Raw genomic sequence first — 17,856 nt, forward strand, 5'->3', positions numbered from 1 at the left:
GCATCACATGGGGGGCACGGCGCCATCCAGGCCGACAGTCACCACGTCGGCCGCCACCGGTTCACCCGGCTGCCCGGCCACGAAGACATGCGCCCCCACGACAAGAGCACGCCGGTCGGCCGGCTTGAACGTCACCACCGGCACGCCCGCCGGCACCTCGATCGTTTTTTCGCCCTTGCCGTAATCGACCACCATCCTGACATCCCCCTGGCCGGTCACGGCCTTCACCGTACCGTTCGTCATCGCCGATGGCGGGGCGGGCCCGCGGCTCACCTGCATGACGTTGCCGTTGGTCATCGCGGTCGACATCCGGCCGCCCCTGGCCGGCAAGTCCCAGGGGTAATCGCCCAGCCCCATTCCCTTCATCGCCGGCGGAAACACCACCACCTCCAGCGCGCGTGCGGTGTTGCCATTCGGCACATTGGCCGAACCGATGAACGATCCCGGCCTGATCTCGCCGAGCGAGGTCGGGACCACGCCGGCGATGCGCGTGCCGTCGGTGATGGCGATGGTCCGCGGACCGTCGCCGGTCTGCACGGTGAATCCGCTGGCAGCCACCTGGGTGATCGTCCCGCGGACGTGGATCGGTCGACCCGCCGCGGCGGCAGACAGGGTCGCCGCCACGGTCGCGGAAAACAGGATGGCAAGCAGGAGCTTCCTGCGACGAGGATGGGGGGTGTGCATGGGCATGGCTTCCTTTGGACGGAGCGAGGTGGGGAATCACTCTGTCCTTTCGCCGCAGGAGGGGTTGGCGTTACATGCCGACGCCGGATCGCCGCGCTGGCTGCGTCAGCGCAGCGAATACTCGAAGGTGTACGAGTGCCCGCCCTGCGCGTCGATGTGGATCGCCAGCGTGCCGGCGAGCCCGGCCAGTTCGTCGGTGCCCGAGTCCGGCACCACGCTCACCACCAGCGTGGACGCGCCGCGGTCCATCGTGCCCGAGTGCTGCAGCACGAATGCGCCGTGCCGGCCATGCAGCGCACCGACCACGCGCTCCATTGCCACGTAGCCGGCCGAGCCGTCTGCCGCGCCGCGGTACGCCAGCATCTCGCCGAGGCTGTGCGCGTCGAGATCGCCGCAGAATTGCTTGTCGATGCTCATGCGCCCCAGCCTGCTTTCGGCGGATGCGGGCGATTGCGGATCCAGTTTCACCGTGAACGTACCGTTGGCCTGCATGGATGCGTCTCCTTTTCAGACTTCGAGCTGCATGCCCGGCTGCGACAACGCCACCTCGACGCCGTAGCGTTGCTTCAACACCGCCGCCAGGGCTTCCCGCGCCGGATTCTCGCCATGCGCCAGCGCCACCGGCGGATGGTTGGGGCTGGCGCCGTACCAATCCAGCAGGGCCTGCTGGTCGGCATGCGCGGAGAGGCCGCCCACGGTGTGGACATGCGCGCGCACCGGGATGTCCTCGCCGAACAGGCGCACGCGCGGCATGCGGTTCACCAGCAGCCGGCCCAGCGTGCCGGCGGCCTGGTAGCCCACGAAGACCACGTGGTTGCGCGCGTGGGCCAGGTTGTTCGCCAGGTGATGGCGCACGCGCCCGCCGTTGGCCATGCCCGAACCGGCGATGATGATGGCGCCGCCGTGGATGCGGTTGATCGCCTTGCTGTCGTCCACGCTCGCGCTGACGCGCAGGTTCGGCAGCTTGAACGGCTTGATGCGCCCCTGCCAGACCTTTGCCGCCTCGGCGTCGAACAATTCCTCATGATGGTCGTAGACCGCCATCACCTTGGCCGCCATCGGGCTGTCGAGGAAGATCGTCCAATGCGCGAGGTTCCAGTCCTCGAAGTGCTCGGCGAACCAGTACAGGAGCTCCTGGCTGCGCCCCACCGCGAACGCGGGAATCACCACGTTGCCGCCGTCGGCGCGCGCCGCGGCGAGTATCTGCCCCAGCTCGGCCACGGTGGCGGCGCGGTCCTTGTGGTTGCGGTCGCCGTAGGTGGACTCCATCAGGATCAGCTCGGTGCGCGGCGGCGGCGCGGGATCGCGCAGGATCGGCGTGCCGCGCATGCCGACATCGCCGGTGAACAGCATCGAGCGGCCGTCCGCGCGCAACTCCAGCATCGCCGAGCCGAGGATGTGTCCCGCCTCGTCCAGGCGCAGCGTCACGCCGGGCAGGATTTCCGCGTCGGTCTCGTAAGCCAGCGGATGCAACTGCCGTTGCGCGGCGGCGACATCGGCAGCCGTGTAGAGCGGCTCGACTTCCGGCTGGCCCGGCGCGAGCCTGCGGTTCCCGAACTCGGCGTTGTGCCCGGACAGCGAAGCGGCATCGAGCAGCATGACCGGGAACAGGTCGCAGGTGGCCGCCTGCGCCCAGATCGGCCCCTTGAAGCCGCGCTTGACCAGCAGCGGCACGCGACCGATGTGGTCGATGTGCGCATGGCTGACCACCAGCGCGCCGATGGAAGCGGGATCGAACGCGAACGGCTCGGCGTTGCGCGCCTCCGCGTCGCGGCTGCCCCGCACCATGCCGCAGTCGAACAGGATGCGCTTGCCGGCGGCCTCGACGAGATGGCAGGAGCCGGTGACCTCGCCGCCTGCCGCGCCGTGGAATTCGATATGCATGCCGCCTCCGATGTATTGCGTTGTCAGACCGCCAGCATCCGCTCGCAGATCGCTTCGTACAAAGCCGGCAGGCGTTCCAGTTCGGCCACGTCCACGCACTCGTCCACCTTGTGGATGCTGGCATTGACCGGCCCCAGCTCCACCACCTCGGTGCCCAGCGGCGCGATGAAGCGGCCGTCCGACGTGCCGCCGCCGGTGCTCTGCTCGGGTTCCGTGCCGCACAGCGCGCGGCACACGGCCACCACGGTTTCGCGCAGCCGGCCGCCCGGTGGCGTGAGGAAGGGCTCGCCGGAGAGGTTCCAGTCCAGCGCGTAGTCCAGGCCGTGCCGCGCGAGGATCGCCTCGGTGCGCGCGCGCAGGTCCCCGGCGCGGCTCGCGGTGCAGTAGCGGAAGTTGACCAGTGCGACGAGTTCGCCCGGGATCACGTTGTTCGCGCCGGTGCCCGCGTTGAGGTTGGAGACCTGGAACGAGGTGGGCGGGAAGTCCGCATTGCCTTCGTCCCAGCGTTCGGCGGCGAGTTCCGCCAGCGCGGGGGCGAAGGCGTGGATCGGGTTCAGCGCCTTCTCCGGGTAGGCCACGTGCCCCTGCACGCCGCGCACGACGAGCGTGCCGGAGAGCGAGCCGCGCCGGCCCACGCGGATCAGGTCGCCCAGTCGTTCCTTCGCCGACGGCTCGCCCACCACGCACCAATCGATGCGCTCGCCGCGCGCACGGAAGCCTTCGGCCACCTTGCGCACGCCGTCGAGGTTGGTCGGGCCTTCCTCGTCGCTGGTGAGCAGCAGCGCCACGCGGCCGGCGTGCTGCGGACGCGCCGCGACGAAGCGCCCCAGCGCCACCGCCATCGCCGCTACCGAGCCTTTCATGTCGGCGGCGCCACGGCCGTACAGGCGCCCATCCTCCAGGGTCGGCGTGAATGGCGGGCTGCGCCACGCCGCTTCCGGCCCGCTGGGCACCACGTCGGTATGGCCGAGGAAGGCCAGCGTGGGCCCGCCGTCGCCATGCACGGCCCACAGGTTGTCCACCTCGCCGTGACGCAGGTGCTCGATGCGGAAGCCCACGCGCTGCAGGCGTTCGGCCAGCAGCGCCTGGCAGCCCGCATCGTCCGGCGTCACCGAGCGGCGGCGGATCAGTTCGCAGGCGAGATCGAGGACGTCGGACATGGCGCAGGCCACCGCTTGGGGAATCGGAGCATAGCAAGCTGTCCCTAACCGGCGATCACCGCGCCCAGCAGGTGTCCCACGCCCCAGGTGACCGCCGCCGCGGCCACGGTGATCGCGAACTGCCGCGCGATCGAGAACAGCATGCCGCGCCCGGTGAACAGCGAGGTGCCGGTGCCGATCAGCGCCAGTCCCGCCGCGGCGGCGACGGCGCTGCCAAGCAGCGCGGCATGGCCGTGCAGGAACAGGTACGGCGCCACCGGGAACGCCGCGCCGAACGCGAACAGGCAGAACGAGGACAGCGCCGCGCCCCACGCCGAGCCACCCAGCTCGTCGGGATCGACGCCCAGATCCTCGCGCACCACGGTGTCCAGCGCGGCGCGCGGCGTCTCGGTGAGATGTTCGGCCAGGTGCTTGGCCTCGGCGCGGCCCAGCCCCTTCCCGCGATAGATGCCGGCGATGTGGCGCACGCCGTCCTCCGGCGCCACCGCGAGACGCTCCGCGCGCTCGGTGATCTGCGCCTGGTAGAACTCGCGCGAGCTGTTCACGCTGAGCCATTCGCCCAGCGCCATCGAGCAGGCGCCGGCGACCAGCCCGGCCAGGCCCGCCAGCAGCACGGCGCGGTCGTTCGCGGCGGCGCCGGCCATGCCCATCACCAGCGAGACGTTGGAGACCAGGCCGTCGTTGGCGCCCAGCACGGCGGCACGCAGCGTGTTGCCGCTCTGCGCGCGGTGGTTGTGGCCGCGCGCGACACGCGCATGCAGCGGCACGAAATGGTCGCGATGGCCGCTGCGGTCCACCGGCGTCTCGGCATGGTCGGCATGTTCCAGCCGCACCACGGTGGGCATCACGAATTCGGTGCCGAAGGCCCGCGCGAACCAGCCCAGCGCGCGCACGCGCAGGCCGCTGCGCGGCGGCGGCACGGCGGCGCCGGCCTCGCGCAGGCGCGACTCCCAGAAGGCGGCGTTGACCTGTTCGCCTTCGGCGATGCGCCGGTAGGCGCGCGCCAGCCGCGCGTCGTCGGCCAGTTCGGCCAGCCGCGCGTACAGCGCGGCGTTGTCGCGCTCGATGCGCAGGTTGATGCGGTAGCGGCGGACGCGATGGTCGGGCATGGGTTCAGCCGTCCATCTCGTCGTCGCGCTGGCCCAGCCACAGCAGCATCGCCAGCAGCACGATGGCGAAGCGGAACGCACTCTCGATGCCGTTCCACTGGCCGGACATCCACATGCCGAACCACTCGCCGCCGATCGCCACGAAACCGCCCAGCCACAGCAGCACGCCGGTGGCGAGGCCCAGCACGGCGATGCGCTTGGCGCGCTGGAACGTGGCGGCCGCGCCCCGCCGCGCGCGCCACAGCCGCCACGTGCCCAGCCAGCACAGCACGGCGACCAGCGTCTCGACCGCAATGATCAACGCGTAGGCCGCATGCTGCAGCAGCGGCGACTGGATCGCGCGGTAGCGGATGTGCGCGCCGGGGAAGATCGTGTCCATCGCCAGCACGTGCTGCACGAACGGCCAGTTGCTGCCGTAGTCGGTCAGGTTGCCGAAGGCGACCAGCGCGATCCACAGCGCGACCACCGCCAGCACCGCGATCTTGCACAGGCGCACGATCATCCGTCAGCGCCCGAACAGTTTCTTGAAGCCGTTGTCGCTGAAGCCCACGCTGACGCTGCCTTCTTCCTGCAGCACCACCGGGCGGCGGATCAACGCGGGGTATTCCTTCAGCAGCAAGGTCCACTCCGGATCGCTGCCGGGGTTCTTCCGCTGCGGCAGCAGGTTGCGCCAGGTGGTGGAGGACTTGTTGACCAGCGCTTCCCAGCCGCCGAGCTGCTGTGCCCAGGCCTTCAGCGTGGCCGCCGGCACCGGGTTCGTGCGGTAGTCCACGAAGGTGTACGGCACCGCGAAGCGGTCCAGCCAGTTGCGCGCCTTGCGGCAGGTGTCGCAGGTGGTGAGGCCGTAGATCGTGGTGCTCATTCGCCGCTCCGCAGCAGTTCGTTGATCGAGGTCTTGCCGCGCGTCTTCTCGTCCACCTGCTTCACGATGATCGCCGCGTACAGGCTGTGCGAGCCGTCCTTCGCGGGCAGGCTGCCGGCCACCACCACGCTGCCGGCGGGCACACGGCCGTAGCTGATCTCGCCGGTGGCGCGGTTGTAGATGCGGGTGGACTGGCCGAGGAACACGCCCATGCCGATCACGCTGCCGCGTTCCACCACCACGCCCTCGACCACTTCCGAACGCGCGCCGATGAAGCAATGGTCCTCGATGATGGTCGGATTGGCCTGCAGCGGTTCCAGCACGCCGCCGATGCCCACGCCGCCGGAGAGGTGCACGCCCGCGCCGATCTGCGCGCAGGAGCCGACCGTGGCCCAGGTATCGACCATGCTGCCGGCGCCCACGTGGGCGCCGATGTTGACGTAGCTCGGCATCAGCACCGCGTCCTTCGCGATGTGCGCGCCCCGCCGCACCAGCGCGCCGGGCACCACGCGGGCGCCCAGGCCTTGCAGCTCGGCGTCGTTGCCGGGGGCGAAACGCAGCGGCACCTTGTCGAAGGCCAGCGCCGGGCCGCCGTCGACCACGCGGTTGCCGTTGATGCGGAAGTACAGCAGCACCGCCTTCTTCAGCCACTGGTTGACCTGCCAGCCGCCCTGCCCGTCCGGCTCGGCCACGCGGCGCTCGCCGGATTCGAGCAGGTCGAGCACCTGGCCCAGCGCGGGGCGCAGATGGGTCTCGACCTCGGCCTGGGTCAGCTCGGCGCGGCGCTCGAAGGCGTCGTCGATCAGGGATTCGATGCTTTGCATGGCAAATGGACGTCCAAATCGTCGATGGATAACCCTGCCATTGTGCCTGCCCCGGCCGCACGGGGAAACCGCCGCGCCCGCGAAGCCGCCGACCTGCGCCCGGCGCTGCCTGCACGGAGCGCGAGTGGATGGCGCATGCGCACCGCCGGCTAGACCAGCGCGAGCAGGGCCGGCACGGCGATGCCGGCGAGGAAGACGGCGACGACGCGCCCCGCATGGCGCGTGTAGCGCCAGGCCATGTACAGGCCGCTGAGGGTCGACAAGGCCAGCGCCAGCGCCACCAGCGCGGCGAAGAACTTCAGCGGCACCGGATTCCTCCCCCGTGCCACGGCGGCCTCGCCGGCCGGGCGCGCCGCCGGAACGGGCGCCGCATGCGCCGCCCGCACCGCCGCCGGGTCGGCAGGTGGCCGCAGCTTGTGCACCGGCACCTCCATGGTCTGCTTCTTGTGCAGCTGCGCCGCCACCACCAGCCACCTCGGCGGCACGTAGCTGCTGCCGCGCGTCGTCTCGTGCAGGCCGAAGCTCTGCAGGCCTCCGGTGATCGCGAAGAACAGCAACGCCGGCGCAGTGAACACGCCCAGGTACAGATGCACCTGGCGGCAAGCCTTGAGGAAACGATGGGACAGGGACATGCAAACCGCTCACGGATGAGAATAGGTTGCATTCAATCAGATTGCAGCATGGGCGGGAAGCCTCGTGGCCCAACCGGGTCAGCGTCGCGGCAAGCGGACCGGCCAGCCCGCTCGACCGTACACACCCGCCGGATCGCCCACCGCGATCGCGCCCCGTGCCGCTAAAGCTTTGCCGCCTTCCGCCGATACCGGTCACGGCAGGGTTCTTGCTGGCCAGCCCCATGCTGGTTGCGATGACCGGCCAGCCCAGAGCGTGCGATGAACCAGAGGGTCCCGGCCGTAGACAAGCAGACGCAACGCCGCCGGTGCCTCGCCCGCGCATGGGCACTCGCAGCGTGCTGCCTGCTGGCCGGTCTGGCAATAGCCGCGCCTGCCTTCGCCAACGCCGCAGCGACGGCGCCGAACGAAGCGGGCCTGCCGTCCATCCGCAACTTCGATCCCAGCAGCTACGGCGCCGCCGCGCAGAACTGGTCGCTGGCGCAGGACCGGCAGGGGGTGATCTACGTGGGCAACGTCGAAGGCACCGTGCTGGCCTTCGATGGCGCGCGCTGGCAGCGCATCCCGGTGCCCAACCGGGCCGCGGTGCGCTCGCTGGCGCTGGGTGCGGATGGCCGCATCTACGTGGGCACGGTGGGCAACCTGGGCTACCTGAAGCCGGACGCCTCCGGCCGGCTGTCCTTCGTCTCGCTGCTGGACAAGATCCCGCCCTCCGAGCGCGATTTCGCCGACGTGTGGTCGATCCATCCCGCGGCCGACGGCGTGTTCTTCGCCACCACGACGCGGCTGTTCCGCTACCGCAACGGCGCGATGGAGGTATGGAAGCCGAAGACCTCCTTCCACCTCAGTTTCCTGGTCGACGGCACGCTGTACATCCGCGAGACCGGCCTGGGCCTGATGCAACTGGACGGCGAACGGCTGGAACTGTCGCCCGGCGGCGGCCGCTTCGCCGACGAGAAGATCTACGCGCTGCTGCCCTGGCGTGGGCCGGGCGCGCGGCCCGGGGATCTGCTGGTGGGCACGCGCACGCAAGGCTGGTTCATCCGCCACGGCAGTGCGTTCCAACCCTGGGCCAACGAGGCCGACGCGGCGATCCGGAAAGACCAGCTGTACAACGCCATCTGGCTGGCCGACGGCCGGCTCGCCGCGGGCACGCTGCGCGGCGGCCTGTTCCTGCTCGACGCCGAGGGCCACCTGCTGCGCACGCTGACGCGCAGCAGCGGCCTGACCACCAACATGATGCTGGCCCAGTTCCAGGATCGCGAAGGCGGCCTGTGGATCGCCGCCGGCAACGGCATCAGTCGCATCGACGTCGGCTCGCCGCTGACCCATTACGGCGAACGCAGCGGGCTGCCAGGGGGCGTGCTGGCGCTGCAGCGCCACGCCGGCGTGCTCTACGCCGGCACCGCCGAGGGGCTGTACCGCCTGGCGAGCGGCACCGATGCCCATTTCGAACCGGTGCAACAGGTGCCGGGGCAGATCTGGGGCTTTGCGGAAGTCGACGACCAGCTGCTGGTCGCCAGCAGCGACGGCGTGTTCGCCGGCGCCGGCAACTCGTTCCGGCAACTGTCCGGCAACCGCCAGACCGCACATTCCAGCCCGGCGCTCGCGCTGCGGCGTTCCACACGCGACCCCTCCCGCGTGTTCGTGGGCTACGGGGACGGCATCGGCACGTTGCGCCGGGTGGGCGGGCAGTGGATCGACGAAGGCCGCATCGCCGGGGTGCGGCAGGAAGTGCGCACCATCCGGCAGGATGCCGCCGGCCATCTCTGGCTGAGCCTGTGGATCGGCGGCGTGATCCGCCTGGGCCTGCCGGCGGACTGGCAGGGGCCGCGTGACGCGCGCGCCGTCAAGGTCGAGCGCTTCGGCGCCGGCTCGGGCCTGCCGATGGAACAAAGCGACCTGGCCACGATCGACGGCCAGCTGCGCTTCATCACCGCGCACGGCATCTACCGCTTCGACGAAGCCAGCGGCCGCTTCTCGCCCGACCCCGCGTTCACCGGCCTGTTCCCCGGCGGTTCGCAGGAGGTCGACGAGCTGCACCAGGATCGCCGCGGCGAGCTGTGGATGAATGCCGTCGCCGACGGCAGCGGCTCGAAGGAGACCGGCCGCGCCGTGCGCGGCGACAAGGGCTGGCGATGGACGGCCACGCCGCTGCAGCCACTGGCCGGCATCGACATGTCGGCGTTCCTGGACGACGCCGACGGCACCGTCTGGATCGGCGGCGACAAGGGCCTGTTCCGTTACCGCCCCGACCACGCGGTGCCGCAGGACACGCAACTGCACACGCTGCTGCGCATGGCGTCCGGACAGGACGGCCGCGTGCTGTTTGCCCACAACCCCGCCACGGCGGATGCGCCGAAGATCCCCTACGCGCAGAACGCGATGCGTTTCGAATTCGCCCTGCCCAGCTACGGCCACTTCGATGCCACCCGCTACCAGGTGTGGCTGGAGGGCCTGGACCGCGGCTGGTCATCCTGGAGCGCCGGCGCCTACCGCGACTACACCAACCTGCCCGAAGGCCGCTATCGCCTGCATGTGCGTGCGCGCAACGTATACGGCCAGCAGGGCCGGGAGGCCACGTTCGGCTTCCGCATCCTGCCGCCGTGGTACCGCACGGCATGGGCCTGGCTGCTGTGGATCGCCTCCGGCGTGCTGGCGCTGAACCTGCTCATGCGCTGGCGCTCGACGGCATTGCGCCGGCGCAACCGCGCGCTGGCCACGCTGGTGGCGCAGCGCACCGCCGAGCTGGCGCAGGCCAACCAGGCACTGCAACGGGCCAACCACGCGCTCGCCCAGCAGACCATCACCGACCCGCTCACCGGCCTGAAGAACCGCCGCTACCTCAACGAGCACATCGAGCACGACCTGGCAGCCGCGCGCCGGCACTCCCGCGATCACGGCCGCGAGGCGCAGTTGCTGTTCCTGATGGTGGACATCGACCACTTCAAGGAGATCAACGACAGCTACGGCCACGCCACCGGCGACCGCGTGCTGCTGCAGTTCCGCGACGTGCTGCTGTCGGTCACCCGCGAATCCGACACACCCGTGCGCAGGGGTGGCGAGGAGTTCCTGATCGTGGCCCGGTTCGCGCCACCCGGCGCCGGCCCGCAATTCGCCGAGCGCATCCGCGCGGCGGTGGCCACCCATCGCTTCGACCTGGGCGACGGCCAGCACCTGCACCTCAGCTGCTCGATCGGCTTCGCCAGCTACCCGTTCTTCGCCAGCGAACCGGATCGGCTGCACTGGGAGCAGGTGGTGAACATCGCCGACGAATGCCTGTACGCGGCCAAGCGCCGCGGCCGCAACGCCTGGGCGGGCGTGGCACCGATGGCGTCGCCGCCCGCAGGCAACACGCTCGATGCCCTGCGCAAGACGCTGGATCGCGTGTCCGAACCGGGCCCGTTGCCCGTGCTGGCCTCCTGGGCCCGCGCGGAACCGGTGGAGGCCTGACATGCCGCGGCGTCCGATCGACGCGGTGGAACTGACCATCGGCCTGCCGATGCGCTTCAACGCCTACGACGCCCGGGGCAACCTGCTGCTGTGCCTGGGCCAGGTGATCGGCAGCGAGGCGCAACGGGCGATGCTGTTGCAGCACGGGCTGTTCTACGGCTCCGAGGAGGAATGCCGCGGCCCGTTGCCGCCCCTGGTGCCAGTACCGACGCCGTCGCCGCTGGCCCGGCTGCTGGGCGCACGCCGGCAGCTGCAGGCCCTGCTGGCCGACCCGGCGCCGGCGGATTTCCCGGCCGCGCTGGCGGACATCGCCACGCAGGTGCGCGAGGCCTGCCGCACCAACCCCGACCTGGCGCTGGCCAGCATCCTGCTGTGCAGCGAGGGTTCCCACAGCAGCCGCCACGCGGTGAATGCGGCGATCGCCTGCCAGCTCACCGGCGCGGCGCTGGCGTTCGACGCCGGCGAGCTGGCGGCCACCGTCGCCGCCGCGCTGACGATGAACATCGGCATGTCCGCCCTGCACGACGCACTGCTCGCCTGCGAAGGCCCGCTGTCCGATGCGCAGCAGGCAGCGGTGCGCGGGCATTGCCAGCTCGGCGTGGCGCGCCTGCGCGGACTCGGCGTCGACTGCGCCGGCTGGCTGGACGCCGTGCGCGACCACCACGAGCGCGCCGACGGCAGCGGCTATCCCGCCGGCAAGCGCAACGAGGAGATCGGCCGGCCGGCGCGCCTGCTGGCGCTGGCGGACGTCTATTGCGCGCGCATCACCGGCCGGGGCTACCGCTCGCCGCTGCAACCGACGCAGGCACTGCGCTGGCTGTTCCTCAACGAAGGCGCGGCGCTGGACGAAAACCTGGCCAGGGTGTTCATCAAGACGCTGGGCATCTACCCGCCCGGCAGCGGCGTGCGCCTGCGCAACGGCTCGCTCGCCGTGGTGGTCCAGCGCCGGCCCGCCGGCCACCAGCCGATCGTGGCCTCGCTCACCACGCACGACGGCCTGCGCCTGCGCTCGCCGATCCGGCGGCGCGGCGACGTGGAAGCGCATGCCATCGCCGAGGTGGTGGACCTGCCGGCACTGGGCATCGAGGTCGGCATGGAAACCCTGTGGGGCAGCGATGCCACGGACTGACGCCTCGCCATCCCGCCGGCGGATGCGCTTCGTGGCGCGCGACTAGGCCCGCTGCCCCAGCCTCACCAGCAGCGCCTGCAGCAGCCGCTGCTGCTGCCTCTCGCCCAGCGGCGCATCGTGGCGATCGGTGAGCTGGAAGAAGTCCTCCACGCGCTCGCCGAAGGTGGCGATGCGGGCATCGTGCACGCGCACCGCGCAGGCCACCAGCACCTGCGCCACCGCGGCGAGCAGGCCGGGGCGGTCGCTGCACACCAGCGCCATGCGGGTGCGCCCGTCGACCTGACGGAAGTCGATGCGCGGCGGCATCTGGAAGTGCTTCAGCTGGCGCGACATGCTGCGCCGTGGCGGCAGGATCTGGCCGCCCTGCGCCAGCGCGCGCTGCATGCGTGCACGCAGCTCCTCGGCGCGCTCCGCGCTGGCCGGCTGCTGGCCGTCCGCCTCCAGCAGCAGGAAGGTGTCCATGACCATGCCGGCGCTGGAGCCGAGGATGCGCGCCTCCACCACCGAGAAGTGCAGCCGGTCCAGCATCGCGGTGACGCTGGCGAACAGGCCGTCGCGGTCGGGCGTGCAGACGAACAGCTCGGTGCTGCCGCGCACCGACAGCGGATGCACGGCGACCAGCGGCCATGCGCCGTCCGCGCGCACGATCGCCGCGGTCTGCCACGCGATCTGCTCGGGGCGATGGCGCAGGAAGCTGGATGCGGGGAACGTGTCCCACGTGCGCTCGGCCACCTCGGCGGCGATGCCCTCGTCCTGCAGCAGGATCAGCGCCTGCGCGCGACAGGCGTCGATGCGCGCCGCGGCATCGTGCCCGGGCCGCGTGTCGCTGCGCAGCGTCTGGCGGGTGGCGGCGTAGAGATCGGCCAGCAGGCGGTCCTTCCAGCCGTTCCACAGCTTCGGGCTGGTACCGATGATGTCGGCCACGGTGAGCAGGTAGAGCCGCCCCAGCCGCTCGCGGTCGCCCACGGCATCGGCGAAACGGCGCACCACGTCGGGGTCGGTGATGTCCTGGCGCTGCGCGGTGGTGCTCATCAGCAGATGCCAGCGCACCAGCCACGCCACGCGTTCACCGTCGGCCGCGGGCAGGCCCAGCCTGGCGCAGAACGCACGCGCGTCGTCCTCGCCCAGCACGGAATGATCGCCGCCGCGCCCCTTGGCGATGTCGTGGAACAGGCCGGCCAGCAGCATCAGCTCCGGCTGGCCCAGGCTGGCCCAGATGTCGCAGGCGACGGGGAATTCACTTCGCGCCTCCGGATCGGCGAAGCGCGCCATCTGGCGCAGCACGCGCAGCGTGTGCTCGTCCACGGTATAGACATGGAACAGGTCGTACTGCATGCGCCCGAACACCTTGCCGAACGCGGGCAGGATCGCGGCGAGCAGGCCGTGGCGGTTCATCCGCCACAGCGCATCCACCGCCGGCGCGCCGCGCCTGAGCAGGCGCAGGAAGGCCGCCAGCACCGCGGGATCGTCGGCCAGCGCGCCGTCGTGCTGCGCGGTGGCCTGGTGGATGCGGCGCATGGTGTCGGCGCTGAAGCCGATCAGGTCCGGTTCGTCCAGCCGTGCGATGAAGATTTCCACCAGCGCCGCCGGCCGTCGCGCGAACAGCCCGGGATCGCGCGCCGACAGCCGCGTGCCGTGGCGCACGAAGTCCTCGCCCACCGGCTTCGCCTCGCCCGGCGGTTCCAGCAGTTCGACGAAGCGCTCGGCGATCTGCACGCCCAGCCGCTCGACCTGGCTGGCCGCGCGGTAATAGCCCTGCATGAACTGCTCGACGCCGAGGTTCTTCTCGTGCTCGTCCTCGAAGCCCAGCCGCGCCGCCAGCGCACGCTGGTAGTCGAACAGCAGGCGTTCCTCCGGCCGTCCAGCCTCCAGGTGCAACGCCCAGCGGTAGCGACGCAGCGTGGTTTCGGCATCGCACAGGCTGGCCCGCTCGGCGGGATCGAGCAGGCCGGCCTCCTGCATCGCCTCGAAGCCGCCGGCATGCGCCAGCCGGCGTCCCAGCCAGCGCAGCGAATCCAGCGTGCGCAGGCCGCCCGGGCCGTCCTTGAGGTTGGGTTCGAGATTGCTCGCGGTGTCGTTGTGGCGCGCATGGCGCGCATCGCGCTCGGCCAGCCGCGCGGCGAGGTAGTCGCGCGGCGGCCACAGCGCCGGATCGTCCACGATGGCGCGCAGCGCTGCATCCATGGCCGGGTCGCCGGCCAGCCGGCGCGCATCGAGCAGGCTGGTGAACACGCTGGCGTCCGCGGCGGCCAGCGCGCGGCACTGCGCCGGTTCGCGCACCGCGTGGCCCACCTTGAGGCCCACGTCCCACAGCGTGGCAAAGCATTGTTCCAGCGCGCGCAGGCGCGCCGGCTCGGGGCGTTCCGCCAGCACCAGCAGGTCCACGTCCGAATGCGGAAACAGCAGGCCGCGGCCGAAGCCGCCCACCGCGAACAGCGCCGCGCCCGTCACCTCGCCCAGGCAGGCCGTCCATACATGCACCACGATGCGCGCCACCACCTCGCCGCGACGCCGCGCCAGCGCGCTGGCGTCGGCGCCGTGGCGGAATGCGGTGGCCAGCGCCCGGTCAACGTCGCCCAGCAACTGCCGCAACGCGCGCCGCGCGTCGGCGGACACGCCCGAACGCGGCACGGCCGGCGGCAGGCGCGGCAAGGGGGGGAGCACGACGCTCATCGGCGGGATTCGGGACGACGGAGAAGGACCACCAGTCTGCCACGCGGCTGTGGATTCACGTCACCGGCGGGTCGGGCTTCGGCCCGACTCCCGGGAAGGCCGGGATGAATCCCGACCCGCGTCGCATGGCCTGCCGAATCCCGGCTCTTCAGGCATCCGGCCAGGGCGTGAGGATCTCGAAGCCGCCGGCGGTGACCGCGATGGTGTGTTCCCACTGGGCCGAGAGCGAATGGTCCTTGGTGACCACGGTCCAGCCGTCGGGCAGCTGCTTGGTCTGCGGCTTGCCGGCGTTGACCATCGGCTCGACGGTGAAGGTCATGCCTTCCTTCAGTTCCACGCCGGTGCCGGGCTTGCCGTAGTGCAGCACCTGCGGCTCGTCGTGGTAGACCTTGCCGATGCCGTGGCCGCAGTACTCGCGCACCACGCTGAAGCCCGCCGCCTCGGCGTGCTGCTGGATCGCGTGGCCCACGTCGCCCAGGGTGGCGCCGGGACGCACCGCGCGGATGCCGCGCATCATCGCCTCGTGGGTGGTTTCCACCAGCCGCTTCGCCAGCACCGAAGGCGTGCCCACGAAGTACATGCGGCTGGTGTCGCCGTGCCAGCCGTCCTTGATGACGGTGACGTCGAGGTTGACGATGTCGCCGTCCTTGAGCACCTTGCCGGGGCTGGGGATGCCGTGGCAGATCACGTGGTTGACCGAGGTGCACAGCGTCTTGGGGAAGCCGTGGTAGCCCACGTTGGCCGGCACCGCCTTCTGCACGTTGACGATGTGCTCGTAGGCCAGCCGGTCCAGTTCCTCGGTGGTGACGCCGGGTTTGACGTGCTCCTTGAGCATGGCGAGCACTTCGGCGGCCAGCTGGCCGGCCACGCGCATGCCTTCGAGGTCCGTGGGGGATTTCAGGGTAATGGCCATGATCTCGCCTATATGGCGGCACAAACGCTGCAGATCCAGCGACTTGCCGCGTCGCCGGCGTACCGGCTACAATTGCACGGTTTTGCAGGCTGCATCCGTCGTCATCGACGCCGCCGCCGCGCAAAACGAGACGGGATTGTAACCGCCATGCGGTACAAGCCCAAACCAACGCCACACACGCATCGGCACCGTTCTTCGGGGTGCCGCGCGCAGCGTTCGCTGCCGCGGTCGAAGCCGGGGATGCGTGGAGGTCCCAACCCCCGGGCCACCTGAAAAGGCCCACTGCAAGGAGTTACACCATGGCTCAAGTCACCATGCGCGAGATGCTCGAAGCCGGCGTGCATTTCGGTCACCAGACCCGTTACTGGAATCCGAAGATGGCGCCGTACATCTTCGGCGCCCGCGGCAAGATCCACATCATCAACCTCGAGAAGACCCTGCCGCTGTTCACCGACGCGATGAACTTCCTGTCGGGCCTGGCGCAGAAGCGCGGCACCATCCTGTTCGTGGGCACCAAGCGTTCCGCCCGCGAGGCGCTGGCCGAAGAGGCCGCCCGCGCCGGCATGCCCTTCGTCACCGCGCGCTGGCTGGGCGGCATGCTCACCAACTTCCGCACCGTGAAGCAGTCGGTGGCCAAGCTCAAGGAACTGGAAGCGGCCGAGACCGACGGCAGCTTCGAGAAGCTGGTCAAGCACGAAGTGCTGGCCCGCCGCCGCGAGCGCGACAAGCTGCAGGCCTCGCTGGGCGGCATCAAGGACATGAACCGCCTGCCCGACGCGCTGTTCGTGATCGACATCGGCCACGAGGACATCGCCGTGCAGGAAGCCAAGAAGCTCGGCATCCCGGTGATCGCGGTGGTCGACACCAACTACAACCCGGAGCTGGTGGACTACGCGATCCCCGGCAACGACGACGCGATCCGCGCGATCCAGCTGTACGCCCGCGCCGCCGCCGACTCGATCCTGGAAGGCAAGGCCGCCGCGCCGACCGCCGCCCAGGGCGACGCCGACGAGTTCGTCGAGCTGGACGAGGAAGGCAACCCGGTCGCCAAGGCCGAGCGCAGCGAGCGCAAGCCGTCCGCCCCGCGCCGCGATGCCGCTCCCCGCAAGGGCAATGGCGCCCCGCGCCGTGAAGGCGGCCGCGACGGCGCCCGCGCTCCGCGCGACGCCAAGTAAGCCGGTCGGCGGCGGGCAACCGCCGCCGCAGCGACATGGAGTCCGGTCGGCAGAAACGTTCGAGGCGAAAAGCTCGTCCTGTGAGGGCAGATTTTCGCCGGTTCGCCGGCCCATAGTGGTTCTATGGGCCAAGAAGCGGCGGGAATATGCACCGCAGGGCGGGCTTTGCAGCCCGAGCGGCTTCTGCCACCCGGACTCCGAAGCCCATCCCGGCGTCGTGGCGTGGCCCGCCACGACGCCACAAGCATCCGAGGAATACCGATGAGCAATATCTCCGCCCAACAGGTCAAGGAGCTGCGTGAGCGTTCCGGCGCCGGCATGATGGAATGCAAGAAGGCGCTGGTCGAGAACAACGGCGACATCGAGGTCGCGATGGAGTGGCTGCGCAAGTCCGGCCTCGCCAAGGCCGACAAGAAGGCCGGCCGCGTGGCCGCCGAAGGCCGCATCGTCGCCGCCCAGGCCGGCGGCAAGGCCGTGCTGGTCGAGGTCAACTGCGAAACCGACTTCGTCACCAAGAACCCCGACTTCGTGAAGTTCAGCGACACCGTCGCCGAGGTGGCCCTGAAGTCCGGCGCCGCCGACATCGACGCGCTGAAGGCCGCCGCCTACCCGGGCGCCGCCAGCGTCGAGGAAGGCGCCAAGGCGCTGGTCGCCACCATCGGCGAGAAGATCGAAGTGCGCCGCATCGCCCGCGTCGAGAGCGACGGCACCATCGGCAGCTACATCCACGGCGGCCGCATCGGCGTGCTGGTGGCGGTCAAGGGCGGCTCCGAGGAGCTGGCCAAGGGCATCGCCATGCATGTGGCGGCGATGAATCCGCCCTACGTGAAGGCCGAGGACGTCCCCGCCGACTTCATCGCCAAGGAAAAGGACATCGCGCTGGCCGCCATGTCGGACAAGGAAAAGGCCAAGCCGGCCGAGATCCTGGAAAAGATCGTCGCGGGCAAGATCAACAAGATCGTCTCCGAGGTCACCCTGGTCGGCCAGCCCTACGTGCTGGACACCAACGTCACCGTGGGCGACGCGCTGAAGAAGGAAGGCGCCGACGTGGTCTCGGTGGTGCGCCTGGCCGTGGGCGAAGGCATCGAGAAGGTGCAGGAAGACTACCTGGCCGAAGTCGCCAAGGCCATGCAGGTCTGAGGGCGCGCGCGAAGCGGAGCCTGATTCGCCCTGCGAATCAGGCGAGTCAAAAAAGGGCAGGAGCCCTTTTTTGACCATCAGGCACGAACGCTCTTGCTCTGGGCTGTCAAACAGCCGAACACAAAAAAGCCGCGGACATCCGCGGCTTTTTTTGTATCCATGCATCGAGAGCAAGAGCGCCCTGCCTGATGCCGGAAAAGGGCCCCGGCCCTTTTCCGGCT

General features: G+C 70.5%; 15 protein-coding genes. 4 read left to right on the forward strand and 11 right to left on the reverse strand.

Features of this window, described 5'->3' with window-relative positions:
• Positions 1–3: 3 nt before the first annotated feature.
• The 9 genes from ABQJ56_RS08165 to ABQJ56_RS08205 form a co-directional block, all read right to left on the reverse strand.
• Entirely contained in the window at positions 4–684 is a 681-nt protein-coding gene (locus tag ABQJ56_RS08165; RefSeq protein WP_367844509.1) for a hypothetical protein, read from the reverse strand.
• Between the two features lie 105 nt (positions 685–789).
• Positions 790–1,176: a DUF3224 domain-containing protein gene (locus ABQJ56_RS08170; protein ID WP_367844510.1), complete on the reverse strand. Its 387-nt coding sequence runs from the start codon at positions 1,174–1,176 to the stop codon at positions 790–792.
• Positions 1,177–1,191: 15 nt separating this feature from the next.
• On the reverse strand, positions 1,192–2,568 hold the full coding sequence (locus tag ABQJ56_RS08175; protein WP_367844511.1) for an MBL fold metallo-hydrolase: 1,377 nt from the start codon (positions 2,566–2,568) through the stop codon (positions 1,192–1,194).
• 23 nt (positions 2,569–2,591) lie between these two features.
• Complete coding sequence (gene dapE, locus ABQJ56_RS08180; RefSeq protein WP_367844512.1) at positions 2,592–3,728, reverse strand: succinyl-diaminopimelate desuccinylase; 1,137 nt, start codon at positions 3,726–3,728, stop codon at positions 2,592–2,594.
• 44 nt (positions 3,729–3,772) lie between these two features.
• Positions 3,773–4,837 carry a VIT1/CCC1 transporter family protein gene (locus ABQJ56_RS08185; RefSeq protein ID WP_367844513.1) on the reverse strand — a complete coding sequence of 355 codons (1,065 nt, stop codon included), beginning with the start codon at positions 4,835–4,837 and terminating at the stop codon, positions 3,773–3,775.
• A 4-nt stretch (positions 4,838–4,841) separates the two neighbouring features.
• A complete protein-coding gene (locus ABQJ56_RS08190; RefSeq protein ID WP_367844514.1) occupies positions 4,842–5,339 on the reverse strand; it encodes a DUF2165 family protein in 498 nt (165 codons plus the stop codon).
• Positions 5,340–5,342: 3 nt separating this feature from the next.
• The gene (locus ABQJ56_RS08195; RefSeq protein WP_367844515.1) at positions 5,343–5,699 is read right to left on the reverse strand and encodes a Spx/MgsR family RNA polymerase-binding regulatory protein; all 357 of its coding nucleotides are present in this window, start codon (positions 5,697–5,699) and stop codon (positions 5,343–5,345) included.
• Positions 5,696–6,553 carry a 2,3,4,5-tetrahydropyridine-2,6-dicarboxylate N-succinyltransferase gene (gene dapD, locus ABQJ56_RS08200; RefSeq protein ID WP_367844635.1) on the reverse strand — a complete coding sequence of 286 codons (858 nt, stop codon included), beginning with the start codon at positions 6,551–6,553 and terminating at the stop codon, positions 5,696–5,698. The genes ABQJ56_RS08195 and dapD overlap by 4 nt, the downstream gene beginning before the upstream one ends.
• 119 nt (positions 6,554–6,672) lie before the next feature.
• The gene (locus tag ABQJ56_RS08205; RefSeq protein WP_367844516.1) at positions 6,673–7,155 is read right to left on the reverse strand and encodes a PepSY domain-containing protein; all 483 of its coding nucleotides are present in this window, start codon (positions 7,153–7,155) and stop codon (positions 6,673–6,675) included.
• A gap of 258 nt (positions 7,156–7,413) precedes the next feature.
• Here ABQJ56_RS08205 and ABQJ56_RS08210 point away from each other — a divergent pair, with 258 nt between their 5' ends.
• On the forward strand, positions 7,414–10,605 hold the full coding sequence (locus ABQJ56_RS08210) for a ligand-binding sensor domain-containing diguanylate cyclase (RefSeq protein ID WP_367844517.1): 3,192 nt from the start codon (positions 7,414–7,416) through the stop codon (positions 10,603–10,605).
• Position 10,606: 1 nt separating this feature from the next.
• Entirely contained in the window at positions 10,607–11,734 is a 1,128-nt protein-coding gene (locus ABQJ56_RS08215) for an HD-GYP domain-containing protein (protein ID WP_367844518.1), read from the forward strand.
• A gap of 42 nt (positions 11,735–11,776) precedes the next feature.
• On the opposite strand, the gene glnD is transcribed toward ABQJ56_RS08215, so the two are convergent.
• Together glnD and map are read right to left on the reverse strand one after the other, a co-directional pair.
• Positions 11,777–14,407 (reverse strand): [protein-PII] uridylyltransferase, encoded by a 2,631-nt coding sequence (gene glnD / locus ABQJ56_RS08220; protein ID WP_367844519.1) that lies wholly within the window; start codon positions 14,405–14,407, stop codon positions 11,777–11,779.
• Positions 14,408–14,555: 148 nt separating this feature from the next.
• Positions 14,556–15,320 (reverse strand): type I methionyl aminopeptidase, encoded by a 765-nt coding sequence (gene map, locus ABQJ56_RS08225; protein WP_367844520.1) that lies wholly within the window; start codon positions 15,318–15,320, stop codon positions 14,556–14,558.
• Positions 15,321–15,619: 299 nt separating this feature from the next.
• Here map and rpsB point away from each other — a divergent pair, with 299 nt between their 5' ends.
• Both rpsB and tsf read left to right on the forward strand, forming a co-directional pair.
• A complete protein-coding gene (gene rpsB / locus ABQJ56_RS08230; protein WP_367844521.1) occupies positions 15,620–16,495 on the forward strand; it encodes a 30S ribosomal protein S2 in 876 nt (291 codons plus the stop codon).
• Positions 16,496–16,756: 261 nt separating this feature from the next.
• Positions 16,757–17,635 carry a translation elongation factor Ts gene (tsf, locus tag ABQJ56_RS08235; RefSeq protein WP_367844522.1) on the forward strand — a complete coding sequence of 293 codons (879 nt, stop codon included), beginning with the start codon at positions 16,757–16,759 and terminating at the stop codon, positions 17,633–17,635.
• Positions 17,636–17,856 lie beyond the last annotated feature (221 nt).

This window comes from Rhodanobacter geophilus, assembly GCF_040812275.1.
Lineage (GTDB): Bacteria > Pseudomonadota > Gammaproteobacteria > Xanthomonadales > Rhodanobacteraceae > Rhodanobacter_A > Rhodanobacter_A geophilus.

Coding starts and splice junctions, on each gene's coding strand:
- ABQJ56_RS08165 (WP_367844509.1), bottom strand. CDS start 684: ATGCACACCCCCCATCCTCGTCGCAGGAAGCTCCTGCTTGCCATCCTG.
- ABQJ56_RS08170 (WP_367844510.1), bottom strand. CDS start 1,176: ATGCAGGCCAACGGTACGTTCACGGTGAAACTGGATCCGCAATCGCCC.
- ABQJ56_RS08175 (WP_367844511.1), bottom strand. CDS start 2,568: ATGCATATCGAATTCCACGGCGCGGCAGGCGGCGAGGTCACCGGCTCC.
- dapE (WP_367844512.1), bottom strand. CDS start 3,728: ATGTCCGACGTCCTCGATCTCGCCTGCGAACTGATCCGCCGCCGCTCG.
- ABQJ56_RS08185 (WP_367844513.1), bottom strand. CDS start 4,837: ATGCCCGACCATCGCGTCCGCCGCTACCGCATCAACCTGCGCATCGAG.
- ABQJ56_RS08190 (WP_367844514.1), bottom strand. CDS start 5,339: ATGATCGTGCGCCTGTGCAAGATCGCGGTGCTGGCGGTGGTCGCGCTG.
- ABQJ56_RS08195 (WP_367844515.1), bottom strand. CDS start 5,699: ATGAGCACCACGATCTACGGCCTCACCACCTGCGACACCTGCCGCAAG.
- ABQJ56_RS08205 (WP_367844516.1), bottom strand. CDS start 7,155: ATGTCCCTGTCCCATCGTTTCCTCAAGGCTTGCCGCCAGGTGCATCTG.
- ABQJ56_RS08210 (WP_367844517.1), top strand. CDS start 7,414: ATGAACCAGAGGGTCCCGGCCGTAGACAAGCAGACGCAACGCCGCCGG.
- ABQJ56_RS08215 (WP_367844518.1), top strand. CDS start 10,607: ATGCCGCGGCGTCCGATCGACGCGGTGGAACTGACCATCGGCCTGCCG.
- glnD (WP_367844519.1), bottom strand. CDS start 14,407: ATGAGCGTCGTGCTCCCCCCCTTGCCGCGCCTGCCGCCGGCCGTGCCG.
- map (WP_367844520.1), bottom strand. CDS start 15,320: ATGGCCATTACCCTGAAATCCCCCACGGACCTCGAAGGCATGCGCGTG.
- rpsB (WP_367844521.1), top strand. CDS start 15,620: ATGGCTCAAGTCACCATGCGCGAGATGCTCGAAGCCGGCGTGCATTTC.
- tsf (WP_367844522.1), top strand. CDS start 16,757: ATGAGCAATATCTCCGCCCAACAGGTCAAGGAGCTGCGTGAGCGTTCC.